Here is a 21,495-nt window from a genome sequence, read left to right as displayed (position 1 = left end):
CCACGCGAGAGACTCACGCGATGGCTTTGGAAATTACAAGTATTATCTTCTATGTCGACTTGAACGATAGCCTGTATTAATTCCAAATCCCAAACTTACTTCTGTAAAAGAGTTAAGCCTGTAAAAGTTCACAAATGCAGCAAGCTTTTTATAGTCGAATCGAATTTGTGCCTGGTATTCTACCATGTCTTTGTAGATTGCTGCTTTTGCAAATACATTGGAGTATAATGGTTTGCCAATGTCTGCAACCACTCCAATAACTGGCCCCGATAAAACTTCCTTGCGATCAGCTTCTATGGGTCGAAAGGAGAGTTCGCCATATCCAGTAATGAAACCTACATTGTAGAAACTATCGAAGTTCAGTACATCTAACAAGAAATGCGATTCCAGTGAATATGCCGTTGCATTGAATTCATTTTCGAAAGTCACTTTCCGATAGTACCATTTCAGGTCCATTTGAAAATCGCACTCAAAAATCACATGGTCGAACTCAATTTGGGAATTTAAAAATTCGTTGTCTCTCTTGTTGGTCTGGTAATTGATTGCCGTTTTTAGGGTAGTTGAATAAAAAAAAGGAGGGAAGGACAACTCAAATTGCCCACCGAAAGGCGTATGAACAGCTCCGCTGCTTGCCAAAATGCCAATGTATTGATGATCGAAAGTATCCATTAAGCAATCGGATTTTAGAAATACAAGAAGTTCAGTTTCATTTTTTAGTTTCACCTCTTTTGTTCGAATGCCAACGAAAGAAAAGATCAGAATTGCATCAGGTTTCGATACGCTGATGGTAAAATTTCCATCCAGATCTGTTGTTGTGCTGTTATCGGTGCCTTTTTCAATGATGCTGACACCTGGTAGTTCTGCATTCTCTTCTTTAAGAATCACCTTTCCTTTTATTTCTACCTGGGCAAAGGCAATGGAAGAAGCAAATAAAATTATGAGGATGAGAAGTAGCTTTTTTGTCATTGCAAAAAGGTTTATTGATTTATGATGTGAGTGTAAGCAATAATCTTAGAGGTAAATAATGGTAGAACGATAAGCTCAATTAATACCCATCATATGCAGACCAATAATACCAGTTCCCATAAAGCTTGCCCCATGTGTAAACATGTTGGAAAGCTTGCCCTGTATGGTTAGGAATATGATTCGTTTTGGTATAGGCAATTCCTTCGAATGTAGGATGATCAATATCGAAATAGAAATAGATTACATCGTCGTTTTTAAATACAGCCTTTACATTGGTATAATTTATTAATGTGGTATGATCGCTATCTGTTAGTGCTGAATTAAAAGCGTTCTGATTGCTTAAGAGTGTTACATAGTAATTGGAAAATACAAGTCTTTCCAGATTTAAAAAGAATAACGTATAATAGAGCACAATCATTCCAATGAAAAGGTATCTTTTATTTAGTGCCTTTCCTTTGAAAATTAATATTACAATGATGATCAGACTGTAGAGTAGAGTGATTACAAAATTGGCCAAAACCAACTTGGGATGTTCTCTAAAATAATAGGCAATTACAAGTAATAGCTGTATCAAGAGTATCATTTCGATTATGAGTAATATGGAAATTATCTTTTTCATTTTGTCTCTTTTTCGACAATAATAATCCGCTTAATATTTTCTTTTTCAAGTTCAGTCAGAAATTCATTTACATTTTTATATTGTGCTGAGTACCATTCTTGTTTCTTGAAATAGTGATCCATTTCACCTCCTGGACTGAAGCAGTATCCATATCGGGCAAAAATTTCATTTCGCATCATTTTTAAATCTGAGTTTGACATTTTTTGCAATTCCTCTTTGCTTAGGATTCTTTTTGACGCTTGTGTATATTTACCATTGAAATACTCATCAATTGGAGATGTTTTTGTGCCAATTTCATATTCACTATTTTCGCTTAAGCCACTCCATGGGCTATCAACCTTTAGGCCTTTAATCTTATTTTGTCCATTATCATAAATCACAAACTCGCCCTCTGTTTGATCAGAATAGAATTTGTTTTTCTCAATGCGAATATTTGTCAAATTTTCATAGCTCCAAATCCATGAAGTACCATTATCGTTCCAGCTTCCTCTTTTTATCTGTCCGTAATACTTATCATGCCCAAAAATCAATATAAATTCTGATTCCATTTCTGAATCGCCGAAATGATAGACTGATTGATATTCAATAGTCCATTTGGGAATCCATGAAGCCACTTTTAAATCATCAATTTTTTCAAAACCGATGATTTGTCCCTTTGTCAAATGTGAAAAAAATATTAGAAACAGACTGATTATTAAGATTTTGTTTTTCATTCCAATTATGTTTTTAATCTTAATACCCCGAAGTAAACAGGTTTCTTGCACCACGGATTCCACACTTTTGGTATTGGTGATAGCTCTGGGCAGCTCGTTCTTCAATCTCTGCGGGAGATTCATTTAGAATCCATCCATCGATGGCTGATTGCAAAGTATAAGCTTCAGGTGCCATAAGGTGGGTGGTCCATAGGAGAGGGTTGGCCTGGGCTGCTTTTATTTCCTTCTTAAAATAGCTTTTGCTATAACAGGCCAGAATCATTACATCAATCGGGTTTTCGTTTTTCTCGTAATCAAGCATTACATCAAAATCCATTAAACCATCGTGTCCGACGTAAGCAATTAAATCTGAATTTCCTCCAAAATGCAAGCTTTTTTCTTCATGCTTAATATGAATGGGATGCTGACCATTGCTCGATTCCAGGAATTGTTCAATGCAAGTTTGAATGTGCTCACCATCATAAGCATCGGCAAGCAAGTAAATGTCCTCTGTATGATGTTTGAACAATAGTCTTTCCAAAATGTTTACATCATTGGAATCTATGGTTTTTACGAGTTGCCAGTGATTGGTTTTTCTGTGAAAAAAGTTTTTTACACCAAAAGCTGCACCCCAATATAAATTGCGTGCCGGATCTTTTCCATTACCTAATGCCTCGGGAACAGGAACTATTCCTTGATGCTCGTTGTCGCATAAGGCCACAAAAACATGTATAAACCTAGCCTTGGCAGATGTTTGCAGAGCCATTAAAAGCAATATGAAAATGATTGTTGGTCTCATTCTTTACTGGTTTATTGATTCAGTTCATTTAGCTTGTTCAGTCTGATTTCAAAATAGTTTGCAAACTGAGTGTTTGGAACACCATCCTGATCAAATTTTAAAATAATTTTTTCATCTACGATCGTAATAGTATCGGGTATAAAATCATTGATATATGGCCTGTCGTGAAAGATAATTTGATTCTCACGTATGTTATATTTACCATGAAAATACTCATCTCCAAACATGAAATAAGACCTTATTTCAAATTCGTTATTTTCTCTCAAAATTAAGTGCATTCCTGTTAGGTCATCATCTAAATAAGCCTCCAGTACTTTTTTACTTTTAAATACTTCCCAGCTAAAACTGTCTATTGTAATAATGGATAGGATGACCAAAAGACCAATAATAATAGATTCTCTTTTTTTCTTTAGGATGGAGAATCCCAATACAATGGCAAAGATCACCCCCAATAAACCAATTGGCAGCATTCCAAATATCCAGAATTCCTTAAATAGATAATCTCTAAATATATAGGAGAGAAGCAACAGAATTCCAATTGTTATTATCAATTTGCTCTTTTTCATTTCATCCTTTTATCGAGTTCTTCTTCGAATGCAATTCTTTTTGTTGGTTTTTCCACAGAATGGACCTCATTTTTGGTGGCTTATCATTCCAGCATTTTCAGCCTTTTTTTGATGTCTTTAAGCGTTGAAAAAAAGACTGTTCGGTCTAAGACAAAGGCAGTTAATGGAACAGCGATCAATGAGAATCCCAACCATAGTAATTTTCGAGCCTCGGGGTAGAGAATGGCAAAATAAAAAATGATTCCTGCCGAAAAAGCAATGATTACAAATATGAACAAAATGAAATAAAGCCCATGATCCACGATGCTGACTTCGATCTCATCCTTTTTGCATGTGAGATAAATACTTGTACTCAAACCTTTGTCGAGTAGGCCTGAAATGAATGGTGTTTTATAAAGTTTTACACTGCCTTCATTTTCAATGGTACCGTAATAATCTTCCCTAATCTGAAAGGTAGAAATCTTTCCTTTGTGTTTAAAGTCAACAAAGGTAGATAGCTTTTCAATCAGCTCATCGAATTGCAATTGGCTTTGAATGGAAAAGCTCTCTTTATTCTGGAATAATTTCATGCCTATTTTTCCTTTATATATTCATCCTTGATCATCATTTCGTAAGCTTTTTCTACATTCTGTTTTGATTTTGGTTCATCCAGGTAATATGGCAATTTGCTTTTTTCATTCACCATTTTAATCAATTCTCCATCTGCCACTAAATTTTCAATTAAAGAAATCATTTCTTTATCGAGAGTAGGAGGAATTTGTCCGCTTGCATATTGATTTGCCATCCAGATAATGTATTCTTTAATGGTTTTTTGCCCATCAGCATCCAAATATATTTGCTGAGGCCATTTGTCCATGGTAATCACACGTGGCGATTTATTGTCGAACAGGTGTATCATTTCCTCATTCAGCCAATCCCATTGTAAAGTCCGCACAAAATAGAGGTCTTTATTAGGGTAAGACTTTAAATGATCAAAGTTTGGAAGCTCTTTGGCTTTCTTTTTAAAGATTCCGAACATGAGTAGTATTATTTTAATTAAACTGTTGTCATTCTTCGATTATCATCAATTCCATATTTAAAACCACTTCTTTTAAAAGTTCGGTTTCTCCAATATAATTTCTAATTCCTTTGGTGCTGACCTTTGAAATTGCATGCAAATCAAACTGCTTGTTAAAAATTATTTTGGGTTCAGGAAAAAGATCAATTATTGTCATTAGTCCAGGTTGACTCGCATAAGAATAGCCGAAGAGAACCAATTGCTTCCCTGTTTTGTTGTCAATAATTAGTGTGTATCCTGATTTGTCCACATTCAATGTATGGACTGATTCAGGTAGTTTATAGGGACCCACGCACTTCATCCAGCCGTCAATATTGTTTATACTTAATGTTTCCTTACCCTTCGAATTTAAGATCTGAACATTTAGGAAATCACCCGGATCGTTCCATTCTACCAAAGTATTCAAAATGATTTTACATGAATCAGAATTTTCATGAACCCTAATTTCAGCAAGCTTCTTTCTTTTACGATTCGTTAGTAAGCTATCAAGATATAAGGAAGAGTGGAAATCCTCTATTAAGTCAGAATTGACAATGGGTGCCGGAGGGGGTTGAATTTGACTTTCTTTAGAGAGATTCTTTTTTGTCTCTGAATTGCACGACAAAAGAATTATGCTTAAACAAAGAAAAAGGAATGGCAATTTCATCATTTTATTAGGGGCTTAATGTTTTTGTTAGATCAACCGTATGTTGCTCTCTACCAAATCTACCAAAAGCCCCTTAGAATTCCATTGCTGAGATAATAAAATTTATTAATGTAAAATGATTCTTAGTAGTTTGTTTGTGGTTTACCACGCGAGAGACTCGCGCCGTGGCGGTAGTAAGTATTTTTCTATTCTATTTCGTTTACAATTTCATTAGCCATTTGATTTAACACCTGCCAATCATTTGTTTCATGAAAGGCAGCCAAATCAGGATATGTTCCACTATATTTTTCCTGAGCAAGAAGAAGTGATTGATCAAAAGCTTCCAATATCCTCATTTCCGACTCCTGAAAAGCTTCTTTAATGATCTTAGTGTCAATTCGATAAAAATCGTTCCACTGAGAAAACATTTCTTCAACAATATTGATGTCATTTTCGTTTAGCAAAAGCTCTAATTCGCTTTTTGATGAAGCCCATAACCGGAGAACATCAAGAATACTTAGCCTGGATTGCTCGATAAATTCGGAATCAAATATTTCTTCGCTAAGAGCTTTTATCTGGAGCTCTCTTTTCAATTGCTTTATCCTGTACAAATAAAATGGAAGGTAATAGAGATTAAAAACAAGGAGAAGAATGAGTTTGTTGGTATCCTTATCATATTTTGAATGAAACCAAAAACAGTAAACCCAAAGAATCATTCCAATTACTACAAGAACAGGAATCAATATATCAAAAAATATCCCATTCGTTGAATTAAAAAACAAATCATGTATTGTATCAAAAATGTCTCTATTCATTTTGTGTAAAACTTTTATTACTTCTAATGTTATCAATAGCTGTCAAACATGCCATCGAAAGGACTCGTGCGGTAATGAGTTTCCGTTTACTTTTTCTTGATTGCCTGCTGCTTATATTTTTCGACAAACTCTTTGGCTTCTCTCATATTGTTAGGGTAGGATACATATTTGTCGATCCGATTTACATGGTTTGATGTTTCTGCCGTTTCGTATATGTGCTGATAATAAAATCCATGATTCACCAAAAACTTTACAACTGCCCATTCTTTATCGTTTCTTTTCAGAGGAGGCCTGAATCTATGAGGTAAGAAAATCATGATTTTACCACAATCGGGACAAGGTGTTTCTTTTCTATTATTACAATCGATATCCTGATTAAAGGAAATCTTACATTCTAAACAAACTACTTTGTGTCCCATATTTTTCCTTTAATTAATTGTTTTTACTTGTCATACTTTGATTTTAACTTTTGTTGGTCCAGTTAATTCTCTACCTCTCGATTAGTCCTAAAATATAATAAGCAGCTAAAACCAGGAATGGGATCAGAAATGCACTTATCCATAATAAGATAAAAAAGACCTTTCCCCCTGTGCTTAATTTTTTGACTGAGGGGTTTTGTAGTATTTGTTTTAAAGAATTAACCACTATTTTTTCATTGGCTACCTGTATATATCTTTTAGGATCAACAATTCTTGATATTGTTTTCATGTTCAATGCAAGTTCATCTCTTAATAACCAATACTCTTCATTGCTTAGATCTTCGTAGGCTTTGTTTATATCAAATCCCTTATCAATTAACACTTGTCTAATCTTTATGTATTCAGTCTGAACGCTGATCTGTGTAAAAAGAAATACAGGAATTATAAGCATGAGAAAAGCTTCCATTTTTATGGATAAGATAATGAGGCAAGCAATGGAAATCCATAAGAAGATGATACTTATTTTTTCTTTTTTGTAGAAGAACAAATCCTTAATCATTCTACCGCCGTCTAATGGCATTACCGGAATTAGATTAAAAAGATTTAGATAGATAAACATATTTCCAATTCTTATATATAGATCATTGTCTGCTGCATAGCCATGTGCATAAATAAAAGAGCCAATGATGATACCAGGCAAAGGTCCGGCTAATGAGATGAATAATTTTTGCTTTTGACTGATATCTTTTTTGGTTCCAAAGGCTGCAGCACCAAGCAAAGGAATAAAAAACATGTTTAGGTCTTTGTAGTTAAAAGCCTTCATTGCTAACAAATGACCCAATTCATGAATCAGTAATACACCGGTTAATATCAAAATAGAACTTAGTTCCCAGTTGAAAATAAAATAAAAGGCAGCAATAAAAATGATTGCACTAAGAATCGATTTGTGATAGGATTGATTTTTGTGGTCAAGAATTGGTTTTTCTGGAAATTTGGGCTCCTTATTGAGTTCGAATTGACCATTTTCAAATCTTTTCTTTAGTTCTGCCTCTGCCATTAATAATCCATCGTGGTCTAATCCTTCAAGATTAGTTTCTGTGATTTCAACGAGTTCTTCGTTCGATTTCATTTCCATGATTTTAGGCCAATTATATACTGTCATTTTCTATGCTATCTTTAATACTATTGGTAGTTGCTGTTTTCTGTGCGATACGACTCGTGCATTAGCAAAAACCTACTCTAACTCATCAATAATGTTTTTCAATTTCTCAATGATATTTCCTTTTGGATCATATCCTTTAAACTTTTTAATAATCCTTCCATTTTTGTCTATTAAATAGGACGTAGGAATGGCCTGAACTTGATATTGGGTTTTAATTCTCCCTTTAGAGCCTTCCATATCAGAAATATTATGCCAGGAGATATGATCTCTTTCGGAAGCACTTTTCCAGGTGTTTGCATTCTTATCTACCGAAAAGCTCACGATTGACAAGTTTTCGGGAATTTCGGTAAAATGTTCGCTCAAATACTTATTCTCCATACGACAAGGTCCACAACCAGCACTCCAAAAACACAGGTAGATGTATTCACCTTTTAGGGATGACAATCTAAAATCATCTCCATCTATGGTGCTCACTTCAAAATCGATGAAAGGATTTCCCACTTTTGCTACCTCCTCAAACAGATAGACATTCAGGGCTTTTGCTGTTGATGTGTTTTTCATTGCAGGAGGCAGATTTTCATATATGGCTGTCAATGTGTCTCTTTCAATGCTATTTCTATTCTTATAAACAATATTTAATCCCATGTATGAATCAGCATGTTTTTTCCCAAAATCAACATATACATCATGCGAGGCTGTTTGAGAGTTGTTGATTTTCATGATCAGACTAAGCTTTTCTTCATCGCTTGAATACTTTTTCTTCATAAAATGATCCAGAGCATCTATATATGCCTGGTCATACACTTGTTGAAGATTTTTTAGCTCATTTTGTAAATCTTGCTCTTTTCCACCCGAAATGCTACAATTCAGATGCATGTTCTTTAATGGCGAGTGGAAAGACATTTCAAGATTTTCGACTTGAATATTTGCATATTCATTTTCGCATTGAATCCAGCAAGACGAAGGGTGTTCCACCTTGCCACTCAATGTAAAGTTCCCATTTGAAGAATAAGCAGAATCTAAGTTGATCTGCTGGTCTAAATCGTATAATGTAATTAAGGTACTGTCTTTTATTCCTTCGATATGACCGATGATACTGAATCCATCATTTTTAGTTTTACAGCCAGTAAAAGCAATTGCTGCCAAAAGAGTGATTATGAAATATTTCATTAAGTATATTAATTTGAGTAGTTATTTTAAATATCGATGATTTACATTCTTTTTAGGTTTCACTTTTTCAGCCAGTTTATTCGATAAAAAATTAAATTGTTTTGCAGACATTGAGCTAATTCTTCGAATTGTTTTGCCATTTTCCCGTTTAAATACGAGCCAGTAAAAGTTGAATATTATTTTTTCAATTTTATAGTCAGATATATTATCGAGCAGAACACCAAAATCTGATTTTAATTTGGGATGAAAGCCTTGTTTTTTAAAGACAAGGGCATCCATATAAATGTTGATCCAATACATTTTGATTGGCCAAGCAAACAATACAAACACAAGGGTTTGAATTATAAAAGAATAAGGAGGGGCAATCGATACTAATTTAAATCCCCAAATGAAGGAAGCAAAAAATACAAATGCCCAATGCAATGCTACCAGGCCATTGATCATGATATTTTTGATTCTTAAATCGGGTTTTTCCATTATTTATATTTGTTACATTATGCCTATGGTTATTGCTCAAACTTAAGACCTTCTGATAACTACTGGAATTAAGCCAATCCAGTAGCAACCTCTCGCAAAACCAGAAAAATAAATTTACATATTATTTAATTATAGAAGCTAATTTGGTGAAAATTAAGAACTGGTTTAAATAGGAGAGAAGCTTAGAGTGATCAGCCTCAAGCTGCAAGCTTTAAGATTCAAGTATCTGGCACCTGCAATTGTTAATTGATCATTACTAATTATTAATTCTGCTGTCTTCAAAAGTCGCTGTCCGGCATTCTGACAATTGTGATTTTATTCGAAGAAAGGCTTTAGTAATCCCGAAAGCTTTCGGGATGGGAAGCTGAGAACTTGTTAGAAGATCACCCAGCCGCACTTAAGCATTTTAAGAATCAAATTGCAATTGTCAGTCCGCCTTGGGTTTTTTGCTTACTTTTTGGGCTTAAGCCAAAAAGTGAGAGCCCCTCCGGCTGGAGGAGATGAGATAAAATTCAGATAAGACCGAATCGTAATTTTAATCGGCATAAAGATAAATACATAAATAGAGTCAAACCAAAGGTTACTAAAAATCAGCGTGATGCTTTGTGAAATAACCTTAACTTAATGACATTGCTCGCGCGGTAGCGGAGGTAATAACTTGTTTTACTGTTTCTGCCAATAATCGAATGCTGTTTTTGCAAATTTGTGATATTGATCTTTAGCAATGTAAACTTTAAATTTTACCTTGTCCTTTCTTGTTACAAGCAGGTAAGAATTGTATGTCCATGCGTCGCTTAAATTTACTGAGTCCAATTTTATAATATCCGAATAAAGGGCACTTTCTATGTAAGACTTGCTTGTATCTTGATCGAACCAGTAGCTAGCAATCCTTTTATCGGTCAGAAAATTGCCACTCTTTTGGGTAGTGAGCGAAGAGGAAAAAATCAGTATTTTTTCATTTGTATCAAGTAGTCCTAACTCTGCAATGTATTCCAGATCGGACTTGCTTAAGCTATCCTGTTTTATAAAAGAAGTACAACTTGATAAGATTTTTATTGTTAGTAATAGGAGAACTGTTTTTTTCATTTTTAAATTGGACGTAATGGATTAATAATCTTTCCGTATTGACATGCTACAAGCTTTCGTCATCTGCAGTTTTTTGTTTTACATGTTTTAACAAGGCCAAAACAGATTCAGCATTCAAAGCGGGATATTTTTTTCAATAAAATCAAAATCTTCTTGTTCTGGTTTTTGAAGGTTTAATTTATTGCAAATCAAATCGATTAATTCTACATCATCAAGATCATTAATTCCATAAAGAAGATGCCAATCATCCTCGGGGTAGATTGGAAAATTGGGCAAATCAATAAACTGATAGATCTCGTCATATACAAGTTCTATATATTCCCTCTCATATCCTTTATTATTTAAACTTGTGATATAATCCTCACGGTCTAAAGAGGGACGTGTTGAGGCAATTTGCTGTAAATTTTTAGTAGGTTTCCAGTTTCTTATTTGTAATAGGCCTAGCGCAATTATAATTGTTCCAATTAGTATATATATTTCCATAGGAGCTTTCGGTTTTACTAGGCTTTAAGGGATTTTACGCCTTCGGTATCACAGTAATTTGCTTTTGTTAGCATTGGTAGACTTCTATAAGTCATACCTGTTAATGATATATATGCGTTTTGCAAAATATTCTTTACTGTCGTCATAATTGGACAATAGACCATCTGCCAAATTCTGTTGAGATATCCGGCCTACTGCTTGCTTAGCATCTAAATATTCTATAATTAAGGCATCCGATTGCTTTACAGAGTCAAGGGCCGAATAAAAACAACTTGCTTCAGTTAAAACTGACAGAGGCTTGTTTTTTAACAGATTGAGAATTGAATCAATAAGGATCTGCTTATTCTGGCCATCAATGGGAATCAGTTCTTCTGAGATACCATGGTTTGGATGGTTTATTTTGAAGGAAATACCTTCATGCCAAACCGAATCTGGATATATTGTATCATATTTTCCAAACAAATTACTTTCCTTATAAGACTGCAGTTTTACATCATCAATTGTCCAATCAGTTTTTACTGATGATTTTGATATATCCTTTAAATATTCTTTGAATTTCAATTTCTTTCCTGGGTATTCGCTATCTAAAAAGAGATCTAAATCGGTCACAAGCTCATTCAGGAATTTTGTTTCTTGTTCACCTAACAAATTTTCAAACTTTTTTATTATATAATCCTCTTTATCCATTTTGCATGAAAAAAGAGAAATCAATATTGTCAGTAGTATTAGGTTTTTCATTGTTGGGTTTAGTAATTTTTTAGGCTTCTTAAGTCTTCACGATCATCGCCCATGGAATTTAGCTTTTGTCATCTCCACTATTTAATTTGTCTTCATAATGCTTCATGAAATCAATACCATTCATGTCCATTTCTATGGCTTGTGAAAGAGGTAAATCTTTCTTCAATTTTTTGGCAATAACAAGTCCATAGGCAATATTTTGAATGTTCCCATCTTTCAAATAATAGTTGGTTAATTTTTCCCTGTCATAAGCTATTTCTCCTTTGTTTAGAAGAACAATTGCATGTAGGAAGGGTGCGAGTTCTTTTTCTTTTTTCCGGATATTTCTCAACTCCCGAAACCTTACAGGAGTTTTACTCAGTTTACAAACAAGTAATGCGCTTATATAATTCATATTTAGATATTTTTTTAATGATGGAAGCCAATTTGCCGAAAAAGCATAACATCCTACAGTATTAAGTGTCAAGCCACAAGTAGGCGGCTACTTTTCATGATTCAGAAAGTATAAATTGCCAGGATACACCATATTTGTCTTCGCACCATCCGAATTTCTTGCCAAATCCGTAATCGCCTTCACCTTTATAGTCGTCTAAAGGAACCATTACCTGACCGCCATTGGAGGAGAGCTTTTCGAAAAGAGATTGTATCAACTCATCAGAAGAATCGCTTATTAAGAGCGAAACCCCAGGTGAAAACGACCAGGCATGATTGAAATTGCTTTCGGAAAGCATGTAATCGGTTCCATTTAATGAAAACTCGCCATACTTAATCAGCTCGGGTGTTCCTCCAGCTTCTCCTTCAGCATATTTTACAATGCTTTTAATTTCTGAATTCGGGAAAATGGAAGTATAAAAATTCATCGCTTCCCCGGCCTTTCCGCATTGCTCTCCTACGAATGTTAGAAATGTTGTAATTGTCATGTTGTTTATTCTTTTATTGATTAAGTGATTTTATATCTCACTTCTGATTCTTCTTTTGCCATTCAAGAAATGGACTTGGATCATTACCTAGAAACTGGAAGCTTCCTATAAACTCTGAATCAAAAACAGTGGAATACTTTTGATAGTCGTTTTCATTGTTTGCTGAGAAAGTAAGAACAATGAATGTCATTTCTGTTTCCAGATAGACTACCTCTTCTTTGAATCGGTCATGCAAGTTGGTGTAAGACAGTGCAATTGCTCCAATAATTGGTGGGGTATGTCCAATTTCGAACTTGGTAATTTTAGCATTCGGATATTTTTCCTTAAAAGCTACGATATCCCCATCAACAAAAGTGCGTAATGAATCCTGTGGATTTCCTTTATCGATTCCATTTGCAAACATATAGCTCTTTACAGATTTGCTTTGGTCATCAATACAGTAAAAGAAATTTGTTAGGCCAATTGTACCAGCCGCCTTTTTATCATTTACCCAGTTGGTAGGCGTAGCAACTGTAAATAAATGATGGTCGCCATAAATAACATTGATATCATTTTGTTGAGCTTTGGCATAGCCTAAACTGATAAAAAAGAATATGACAATTAGTTTGAAATCTTTCATGTTTGTTTATGTTTATTCTATAAGATGTAAATGCTTTTATGAGATCTAACTTGTATGCAAATGCTATTAATTAGATTTGCTGGAAATAAGCAATAGAAATGTATTGCTTAATGATCTTCTAGTTCCTACATACTTTTTATCCCACACAAGTTTTCGACCAATCAAGTCAAATAAATTTACATATTATTTGATTGTGTTAGCTAATGTGTTAAAAATTAAGAACTGGTTTAAATAGGCTAGCTGTCTATTATTTAGCGTTCAGCTTTCAGCCACCAGAATTATCTTACAATATCCAAGAATAGAATCATGTTTACCACAATATTAAGAATTGACAATACTATAGCCACTTTTAAACTGTTATGTCTATTGAGAAGCCAGGTAAAAAGGTAAACAATCAATGAGAACAGAAATATTAGACCTGGATAAAGCAAATAAAAGTATGATGCAGTTATTACACCATGCATGTCGCAGGAAATTGATCCAATCATCATGGAAAGAATGAAAGCAATAAAGATTGATAAAATTCCTTTTAGTGTAATGAATCGTTTGTTGCGCATTTTGGTTTTATTTCTTAGCAGAAAGAATATACTTTTTCAAACATAATTATTTCCTTAGTCGAATAAAGTAAAAACTTCTTATTAAACGTTTTAATGCTTTTGTAATTCTCACGAATCCTTTTGCCTTTTCAGAATTTTCACGATTCTATTATTGATGATTTCCGACAAGTTCCAATTGTACAGTTTCGGATCGGTTGTGCTGTAAAACTGAACAAGAACAGCATCAAGCTCTTTGTTGTAGTTGGCAAAACTTTGATATCCAGGAACCCAACCAGAATGTTCGTACTCATAAATGGAAGCATATATTTCCTGTTCTCCTGCTTCAAATACCGATCCATCGTTCAATGCCCTTAGGAAAACGCCCACATCTTCTGCCGTGGCGTGCATGCCATAATCGTTTGTTTTTAAATCGTGTGGATATCCAACATGATAGCCACTCATCACATCCTCTACTTTCACTGCACTTAGCGAACTGAAGGTCTTTTCCAGCTTTAATGGATTTAGAATTTCTTCCTGTATGAATTGAAAGTTTCCATAGCCAAGCTCATCATCCATAATCTTGTTGATTAAAAGATAATTCGTATTGCAATATTCATAGTCTTCGCCAGGTTCAAAATTGGCTGGCTTGTCAATAATTAGCGCAAGGCTCTCTTCGTATGAGCCGGTGGGAGCTGCCCAAAAATTGGGAGCATCCGTAAAATTGGGGATTCCACTTCTATGCTGTATCATCAATCGCAAAGTAATTTTCTCGGCATTTTCGATTCTTCCTACAAGTTCCGGCAAATAATCAGCAATGCTTTTATCCAGGGAAAGTCGTTCAGCGCCTACCAATTTGGCAACAGCTACGGCATCGTACAGCTTGCTAATGCTGGCAATCTTAAACAGCGCGTGTGGATTGGCGGGTATCTCAGATTCTCTATTGTGCCAACCTGCAGCATAATACTGGGGTTCTTTTCCTGCCTGGTCTACGTAAACAATCATACCTTCAAATCCATGACCGATGGCTTCATCCAACTGTTCCTGAACCGTATCGGGTAGGGGAAGAATCCAGGCTTTAACCAATAGCCATGGAACGAAAAACAGCGATACTGCTGTTCCAACAAACAATACAATTCTAAAGATTCGTGTTTTATTCTTTTTTGTCATGATTCAAATTTCTTAATTATTCATAAGTTTCTTGTAACAAAAGCCTCTTAATGCTCCTTGTACTTGCTTAGCATTCGTTTTGCTATCGGATGTAATATTTCTTGTCTGAAATCTTCATGATAATCACAATTCGCCAAAACCACCAATCCGATTTTTTCTTCGGGAATCATCAGTAAATAGCTTCTAAAACCTTTATCACCACCATAATGACCAATTGTGTTTTTAGCATTGATTTTGCCCAATTGAAATCCCAAACCCATGTATGGATATGATTCAAAAGAGGGGGCAAGCATTGCAGCATAGTTTTTACCGTTTTTAGGATTTTCCAGCAATTGAAGAAAGGAGATCATCCATTTGCTTAACTCTTTCGACGATGAGTTTAAGGTGCTGCTTGCTGCATGTTCTCTTGTGTATGGATAGGTTTTTCTTGTGTAGACATTGCCGCTTAGCCAATGTTTGGAATGTGGGGCTGTTTGCAATGAATCGGCTATTTTAAAATGCCTGAAATCGCTCTGATGCATTCCACTTGGATTCAGAATGTGTTTTTTCATAAAATCATCGAAGCTGGTGCCAGATGCTTTTTCGATTACATGGCCTAAGATATCATAGCCCAGGTTGCTGTAATGGTACTCGGTATTCGGTTCAGATTCAAGTTGAAGAGAAAGTCCCAAAACATATTCTTTCAAACTGTTGTCTGATTGATTGTAATTCTCCCAGTGATAATTACCGATATCGGGTAAACCAGAAGTGTGGTTTAATAGGTTTTTGATGCTGATTTCTTTCACTCTTTTATCGTTGTAAAGCAAATCGGGAAGGATATCAACCAATTTATCATCAATGCGTAAAGCGTTTTGCTCTGCAAGTTTCATGATTGCAACTGCTGTAAACAACTTACTGATTGAGGCCGTGTGGAATACAGTATTTTCTGTTACCAAACCTCTGTTTTTAATGCTTCTAATACCATAGCCTTTACTGTAAATGATAGAATCATTTTTGATGATTCCAATGGATAGTCCGGGAATATTGTATTGATTCATTTTGTGTATCACGATGGAATCGACCTCTTTTATGAGCCCAGGTTCTGATGCCTTAAGCTCAATATTCTGCTTAAATGAGGAGCTAGTACAAGCTTGAAAAATGGCCACGAACAGAATGGCTAGTGCAAAGAGTTTTATTTTCATCCAGTAAGATTTAAAATGCATAGATAGGTGTTCATGGCTAAGCTTTTTAAACTTACTAAAATCTTTTTTATTTACGAATTTGAGATGGGAGATGATAGTCTGGTTTAGGTTCTTTTTTCACAAAAGCCTTCCAAACGATGATGAATATTATACTGCATGTAATGAATATAAATAGATATAGTGTTCCTAAATTCTCAATGCTATTATTGTTTTAAATTTCTAATTTCAATTCCTTCCAAATCCTCAAGTTTTGCAATAAAGCCCCAACCGAATTTATCTTCGGCCACTTCAATTATTAAGTCATTTTTCCCTTTAAGCAAAGGCAATTCTATGCTTTTGTGTTGATCCAAAACATAACCTCTGTCATCATATTTTCCGGTGTCGTTGAAGCGATTATCTCCCTTAAACAATTCTTTTGAATTTAGGTAAATCTTTATTTTATCGCTGTATCCAAAGTGTAATGTTTTAGTTTGTGCTTTTTCTGAAATCAACATCGTTTTTGCAAGAACCGTATTTTTACTTGCCGATTTTGTAAAATACCTGTTTAGGTTGATTAAGTAATTTTCTTCAGCTCCAATCTGATGCCATTTTGTGATGAAGGCTTCTTTTAAAAATGCTTTTTCAATGGCAAAATCGAAATTATCGTATGGTTCTGATACCAGCCAGTTCGAAATGTAGGTTTTATCATCCAAAGTGGGCAGAGGCCTTGTTTGCAGAATACTTACAGGGGCGTGTTTTGTTATTTTAAGATTTGCAAAAATCGCTGGGTGGTAGCTGCATACACCAACAGCACCAGTAATGTATTCATGTTTCAATTTTACCGATAGTACAGGCTTGGGATTGTAATCGAGATATACTTTTGCGAGATCGTCTGCAACTTCAATTTTTACATGAAACCACTTTTTTGTTGGGATATTTGCAGCTGCCTGGTGTTCTTTTCCATTGTACAGTTGCCAGGTGGCCGACCTGTTAAAAATTGGGTCGTATTGTACTGCATCCCATTTTCCACTTGTATGAGGCTGAAAATAGATGTATTCAAAGTTGTATAGTGAACCCACTCGAAAAACAATTCCCAAATAGGCTTTAGGCGAAGGTGAATACAAATCGCATTCAATTATTCCATTCTGAAAATCTATTCCATCCAGGTAGGCGATTCCTGTTCCATCCAAAATACAGGTGGATAGTTTCGAATCAAATTCTTTTACCTCTACAGCGCCAAATGTTTTCCACTTATCAGATGAAAAGTCAACCTTCGTGGTAGCTTCCTGTGCGAAGCAAATGTTTGTACTGATCATGAGAAATAGTAGTGCAATTGATTGGTATGTCATTTTTTCTCTTTTTTTAGTGGGAAATCTCTCCAAATCATTTTACATGTTATTGATAGTGCTTTGTGATCTTTTCTATTCAATCCCCAGGGATTTTTTGATCCATAAGATGCAATCCACTTCCTCAATAATCGACCACGAATGGGGATGCCTGAATCCATCACTTCTGGTGCCAGGTCTATCTGCAATCATCAATTCGGCTTTTTCGTTGCCCTGTAATAGCAAATAATTAACCATTGCAGAAGCACAAAGTATATTCATATCAAATAAACTTCTCCTTCTGTTTTTTAGTTGCCAAAGAATATCCGGATCATGATAGAGCCGTACAGCTGTTTGCAATAAATATTTTGCATTGCCTCCATCATCAGCTTTGGAGTAGAATGGCGAATGTTTGATATAATTTTCAAGATTTGTATGTGGTGTGCCATTCAAATCTTCTTTCATCGTTTTTAAAAATGCTTTGGCTTCGTTCATGGCAGCTTCCGAAAAGTTTTTCTCCACTTCTCTATTAAAGGTATACCATACATCAACCAGGTCTACTGGCGAGTCGGCTGTAAAAACAGCTTGTGGGTTAATTACTGCCTTATGGGGATATTGTTTGCAATGTTCCGCATAAGTCAATGCAATTACACCTCCGGCCGAATATCCGCCAATGGCAAATTTGTCTTTAGGAACATGAAAAGTTTTGATCACATGATCTAGAACTGTATCGATATTTTCGAGTGTTTGATCATCGATATATGCTTTGGTTTTACCACATGTAAAAGCAACCACCAATAAATTGTGCAGGTAGGCAACATTATGCAATTTCGTTTCCGGGAAAATACTTTCGGCTTCCTGGTAACTACCTGGCAGCAATACCAACGCTCCCTGAATGTTACCTTTGGGTTCGACCACGAAATAATGATCATTTGATGATGAATAGTTGAGCTTAATCTCCCGAATTAGCTGTGCAGATATCCCGGTTGAAAAACTGATTAAAATGAATAGTAATCCAATTTTTCTCATTTCTTATTTTGTTTTTTTGTTCTGATCCAATCTTTACACATTCCGTTTTTGCGTCCATCGCATTCGTCGGTAATCAGTTTAAATCGTAATGTGTCACCTTTAATCTGATATTCATATTTGCCATCGGACGTACATGCTTCACCTCCAATGTCTGAAATGTTGATTTCTTTTCCACTTAATTCATAATAGCCCCAAACATCTATTTCACTGTCTTTGTAAAAATCTGTTTGCATTTTCTGATCGGCGAAAAAAGTGCGTGTAATCCATCTGTTTCCATTGTTGTATTGCCAAACGCCTACAATCGAATTTGGGTCTACATCCGATTGTAAAAGATCATCTCTTCTGCCTGCACCCCAACCATTTTTAAGGGCTACTTCTAAAAATGAATTTATACAAGGGTTGTCTATTTCAGATTCCAGGTATCCCAACTTCATAAATTCAGTTGCCAAATCAACAATTTTATCACTTTCGGGATGATAGGCAGATACATTGGAAAGAATAATTACAGCAGATTTGGAAGAAACATCCATAAAGCAAGCCGATCGATATCCATCCAGTCCACCGTCGTGGAAATACCATTTGCAATTATCACTTCCAAAGTTGGAGATTTGCCAGCCTAATGCCATGCCGGAATTGCCCCATCGGTAGGTTTCCTGCCTCTGGAAATTTAAAATTTCATCTGCACTAAAGTTGGCTTGTACAAATTTCGACAAGTCGGAAACACTTGATAAGATGCCTCCTGAAAACTTATAAATCCCTACATCCTCAAAGGACAGTAATTGCCCAATCGAGTCTCTGCCGTTTACAAGGAATTTTTTGATTTTATTGTAATCCGTAGTGGTGTTATTCATGCCATAAACAGAACAAATTTGTTCTTGCAACAAGTCTTCATGTGAGCTTTTTTGAATGTATTCAATCAGGCAGCCAAGACTAGCATATCCAAGGTTGGAATAGAGGCGTTTTTCTCCGGCTTTGCTGACAAGAATGAGTTTGTTTTGCAGATGGTTTTTTAATGCGGTGGAATCAAACAGAATACCATTTTTCGTATTTTCCATAAAACTTCTATAATCAGAGTGCATTCCCTGTAATCCGGATGTGTGGTTTGCTAAAGTTTTAAAAGTGATTTGAGTAGGATCAAAATCAGATGAAGGAAGTTTAAATGCCAAATGGTTTTCAATGGGGTCATTCAAGTTTATTTTTCTGTCGAGCAGGAGATGAGATAGTAATGTGGCTGTGAATACTTTGGAGATGGAACCTATGCCAAAAACTGAATCTCTATTGTTAACTTCAAGCAGATTGTTGTTTCGTTTTATAAATCCGATATAGGAAATTTCATTCTTATGGATAAAAGCCATTGACAATTGTGTGCCATCAGGAAAAGACTCGCAATGCTCGCGAACAATTCGATTTTCCTTTTCGCTAACTGATTGGGTCTTGCCATCCTGATTGGTGCAAATCAAGCCCAAAAGAGTCATTATTATCAGCGAAACATGTTTCATTTGGCACATTGTTTAAATTGCAAAAGTGTAATGACTCCCTGTTGATTTAGAAATGACAAATGCCGGCATAAATCAATGAGGATATCCATAAATAAATTTACATATTATTTAATAATGGAAGCTAATGTACTGGAAATTAAGAACTGGTTTAAATAGGTGAGGACTGCAATGGCTGATGGGATATTACTTAAGCAATCCAGCCTGATAATCGCTTTGATATCTTCCATTTTCCGTCAATTTTTTCAATTTCAATATTATAGATCCATGCACATCCTTCACCACAGTAATAGGCAAAAGTTAAGTATCCTTTGCTGAAACTATGCTTAAAAATAATCCTGGAGACATACAGGTAACCCAAATCGTTTTTTTGAAAAGTCAGCTCATCATTGTTCTTTGAAGTGAATTCTATTTGTAAGTTGGAGTAGTTAAAATTGAAATCAATTTTTCTTCTCTTCAATTGTCCATCTCTTAAAGGTGCAAAAAGCTTGAATTCTCTTCGATACTTCTTATACTCATTCTCATATTTTTTTTTGTTTTCTTCGATTTCTTCTGTAGGCAATCTAACATTATCTACACTGATAACATAGCCTCCTGGTGGATCAATTTTACAAATCATGGTATCCATTGTTGTTTGTAGATATAGCCTGGCCTTCGCGGTGTCTATACCATTCATTGTAATCCGGTCATGATAATCTATCATTTCATGAATCAGATCAGAAATGGCTTCATTTTCACGATTGATATACTTACGGCTGTTGAAGTCTCTGCAACTGTAGAGAGAAAGTAAAACAATGAATATAAATATTCGAATAAGCATGATAATAATGAATTGAAATATGTGAATTGCGACACGCTTAATTATAAGATTGATAAAGCTTTATGGCTTTAAAGGGCAATTGGGAAAATAATGTCTTTACTTATGTAGTGTTTTTCTTTATCGTTTTTATTATGTAATAAACCCTAACAGAGAATCGTTAGGTTTCAGCTGTTAGGGTTTTATATTTTTAAGCTTTTTGCTACAATCTCAAATGTTCCTGCATCTTAATCAGCAAGAATACATTGCGCATAATTCTTGGTTTTTTCAATCTTTTTCTTTTTAAAATCCATGTCGTAATAGGATTCATCTTTCAGGTAAGTACGAACAAACTTAATGCCCACTTCCTCAATTTTCTTCAATTGCTCTTTGGTAATTGGGTAGGTCATGGCAAAACCAGAAAAAATTTGGTTCGCTGCTACAAAGGATTGAGGCGTTGCATTTTTAATCGAAGTAAGTTCCATTACAGACTTGTCGCCCAGTTTCAAATGCAATTTACTTCCTTCAGGAATTAAAAAGGCCTGATCGCCAGGAATATTCACATATGATTCCAGTCTAAAATCATCTCCCAACCTGTAAAAGGCAAATTTAAAATAGAAGTTATGTGACTTCAGAATTCTTCTTTCCACTTTTCCTGAAAATTCATCTATTTTTTCGTGAGTGTAATTGCACTTTTGGGCATTGGCAATAAATGCACCTGATAATAAAAGAAAAGCTAGAAGGGTTAAGAATTTAGTTTTCATAAAGATTAC

General features: G+C 35.0%; 26 protein-coding genes. All 26 read right to left on the bottom strand.

The features are described from left to right. Positions 1–42: 42 nt before the first annotated feature. The 26 genes from ELS83_RS01720 to ELS83_RS01595 all read right to left on the bottom strand — a co-directional run bounded on the left by ELS83_RS01720 (position 43) and on the right by ELS83_RS01595 (position 21,486). Positions 43–966, bottom strand: a complete 924-nt coding sequence (locus tag ELS83_RS01720; protein WP_171593785.1) for a carboxypeptidase-like regulatory domain-containing protein — start codon at positions 964–966, stop codon at positions 43–45. Between the two features lie 79 nt (positions 967–1,045). Beyond that, complete coding sequence (locus ELS83_RS01715) at positions 1,046–1,585, bottom strand: hypothetical protein (protein WP_171593784.1); 540 nt, start codon at positions 1,583–1,585, stop codon at positions 1,046–1,048. After that, complete coding sequence (locus ELS83_RS01710) at positions 1,582–2,298, bottom strand: YARHG domain-containing protein (protein ID WP_171593783.1); 717 nt, start codon at positions 2,296–2,298, stop codon at positions 1,582–1,584. Before ELS83_RS01710 ends, ELS83_RS01715 begins: the two co-directional genes overlap by 4 nt. Before the next feature lie 19 nt (positions 2,299–2,317). Continuing rightward, the gene (locus tag ELS83_RS01705; RefSeq protein ID WP_171593782.1) at positions 2,318–3,076 is read right to left on the bottom strand and encodes a hypothetical protein; all 759 of its coding nucleotides are present in this window, start codon (positions 3,074–3,076) and stop codon (positions 2,318–2,320) included. 11 nt (positions 3,077–3,087) lie between these two features. After that, on the bottom strand, positions 3,088–3,642 hold the full coding sequence (locus tag ELS83_RS01700) for a hypothetical protein (protein ID WP_171593781.1): 555 nt from the start codon (positions 3,640–3,642) through the stop codon (positions 3,088–3,090). Between the two features lie 83 nt (positions 3,643–3,725). Further along, complete coding sequence (locus tag ELS83_RS01695) at positions 3,726–4,211, bottom strand: hypothetical protein (RefSeq protein ID WP_171593780.1); 486 nt, start codon at positions 4,209–4,211, stop codon at positions 3,726–3,728. A 2-nt stretch (positions 4,212–4,213) separates the two neighbouring features. Next, positions 4,214–4,660, bottom strand: a complete 447-nt coding sequence (locus ELS83_RS01690; RefSeq protein WP_171593779.1) for a hypothetical protein — start codon at positions 4,658–4,660, stop codon at positions 4,214–4,216. Positions 4,661–4,688: 28 nt separating this feature from the next. Continuing rightward, a complete protein-coding gene (locus ELS83_RS01685; protein ID WP_171593778.1) occupies positions 4,689–5,348 on the bottom strand; it encodes a hypothetical protein in 660 nt (219 codons plus the stop codon). Positions 5,349–5,530: 182 nt separating this feature from the next. Then, positions 5,531–6,139: a hypothetical protein gene (locus tag ELS83_RS01680; RefSeq protein WP_171593777.1), complete on the bottom strand. Its 609-nt coding sequence runs from the start codon at positions 6,137–6,139 to the stop codon at positions 5,531–5,533. An 86-nt stretch (positions 6,140–6,225) separates the two neighbouring features. Continuing rightward, on the bottom strand, positions 6,226–6,558 hold the full coding sequence (locus ELS83_RS01675) for a hypothetical protein (protein WP_171593776.1): 333 nt from the start codon (positions 6,556–6,558) through the stop codon (positions 6,226–6,228). Positions 6,559–6,628: 70 nt separating this feature from the next. Then, positions 6,629–7,720, bottom strand: a complete 1,092-nt coding sequence (locus ELS83_RS01670; protein WP_171593775.1) for a site-2 protease family protein — start codon at positions 7,718–7,720, stop codon at positions 6,629–6,631. A 72-nt stretch (positions 7,721–7,792) separates the two neighbouring features. Further along, positions 7,793–8,890: a TlpA disulfide reductase family protein gene (locus ELS83_RS01665; RefSeq protein WP_171593774.1), complete on the bottom strand. Its 1,098-nt coding sequence runs from the start codon at positions 8,888–8,890 to the stop codon at positions 7,793–7,795. 21 nt (positions 8,891–8,911) lie between these two features. After that, a complete protein-coding gene (locus ELS83_RS01660; RefSeq protein WP_171593773.1) occupies positions 8,912–9,367 on the bottom strand; it encodes a hypothetical protein in 456 nt (151 codons plus the stop codon). Positions 9,368–10,030: 663 nt separating this feature from the next. Further along, the gene (locus ELS83_RS01655; protein WP_171593772.1) at positions 10,031–10,453 is read right to left on the bottom strand and encodes a hypothetical protein; all 423 of its coding nucleotides are present in this window, start codon (positions 10,451–10,453) and stop codon (positions 10,031–10,033) included. Between the two features lie 114 nt (positions 10,454–10,567). Then, complete coding sequence (locus ELS83_RS01650; protein WP_171593771.1) at positions 10,568–10,936, bottom strand: hypothetical protein; 369 nt, start codon at positions 10,934–10,936, stop codon at positions 10,568–10,570. An 84-nt stretch (positions 10,937–11,020) separates the two neighbouring features. Then, a complete protein-coding gene (locus ELS83_RS01645; RefSeq protein ID WP_171593770.1) occupies positions 11,021–11,674 on the bottom strand; it encodes a hypothetical protein in 654 nt (217 codons plus the stop codon). Between the two features lie 58 nt (positions 11,675–11,732). Beyond that, on the bottom strand, positions 11,733–12,068 hold the full coding sequence (locus ELS83_RS01640) for a hypothetical protein (protein WP_171593769.1): 336 nt from the start codon (positions 12,066–12,068) through the stop codon (positions 11,733–11,735). Positions 12,069–12,162: 94 nt separating this feature from the next. Further along, positions 12,163–12,594 carry a VOC family protein gene (locus ELS83_RS01635; RefSeq protein ID WP_171593768.1) on the bottom strand — a complete coding sequence of 144 codons (432 nt, stop codon included), beginning with the start codon at positions 12,592–12,594 and terminating at the stop codon, positions 12,163–12,165. A 37-nt stretch (positions 12,595–12,631) separates the two neighbouring features. Continuing rightward, on the bottom strand, positions 12,632–13,213 hold the full coding sequence (locus ELS83_RS01630; RefSeq protein ID WP_171593767.1) for a hypothetical protein: 582 nt from the start codon (positions 13,211–13,213) through the stop codon (positions 12,632–12,634). Positions 13,214–13,878: 665 nt separating this feature from the next. Further along, positions 13,879–14,916: a serine hydrolase domain-containing protein gene (locus ELS83_RS01625; protein WP_171593766.1), complete on the bottom strand. Its 1,038-nt coding sequence runs from the start codon at positions 14,914–14,916 to the stop codon at positions 13,879–13,881. A gap of 47 nt (positions 14,917–14,963) precedes the next feature. After that, entirely contained in the window at positions 14,964–16,097 is a 1,134-nt protein-coding gene (locus ELS83_RS01620) for a serine hydrolase domain-containing protein (RefSeq protein ID WP_171593765.1), read from the bottom strand. A gap of 203 nt (positions 16,098–16,300) precedes the next feature. Further along, a complete protein-coding gene (locus ELS83_RS01615) occupies positions 16,301–17,425 on the bottom strand; it encodes a hypothetical protein (protein ID WP_171593764.1) in 1,125 nt (374 codons plus the stop codon). Positions 17,426–17,497: 72 nt separating this feature from the next. Further along, positions 17,498–18,430: an alpha/beta hydrolase family protein gene (locus tag ELS83_RS01610; RefSeq protein ID WP_171593763.1), complete on the bottom strand. Its 933-nt coding sequence runs from the start codon at positions 18,428–18,430 to the stop codon at positions 17,498–17,500. Then, entirely contained in the window at positions 18,427–19,929 is a 1,503-nt protein-coding gene (locus ELS83_RS01605; protein ID WP_171593762.1) for a serine hydrolase domain-containing protein, read from the bottom strand. Before ELS83_RS01605 ends, ELS83_RS01610 begins: the two co-directional genes overlap by 4 nt. A 187-nt stretch (positions 19,930–20,116) precedes the next feature. Continuing rightward, positions 20,117–20,746 (bottom strand): hypothetical protein, encoded by a 630-nt coding sequence (locus tag ELS83_RS01600; protein WP_171593761.1) that lies wholly within the window; start codon positions 20,744–20,746, stop codon positions 20,117–20,119. Between the two features lie 224 nt (positions 20,747–20,970). After that, positions 20,971–21,486: a hypothetical protein gene (locus ELS83_RS01595; RefSeq protein ID WP_171593760.1), complete on the bottom strand. Its 516-nt coding sequence runs from the start codon at positions 21,484–21,486 to the stop codon at positions 20,971–20,973. Positions 21,487–21,495: the final 9 nt, after the last annotated feature.

The organism is Marinifilum caeruleilacunae (assembly GCF_013141825.1).
Lineage (GTDB): Bacteria > Bacteroidota > Bacteroidia > Bacteroidales > Marinifilaceae > Marinifilum > Marinifilum caeruleilacunae.
The sequence above is the reverse complement of the archived record's forward strand: the minus strand, read 5'-3'. Positions and strand labels throughout refer to the sequence as shown.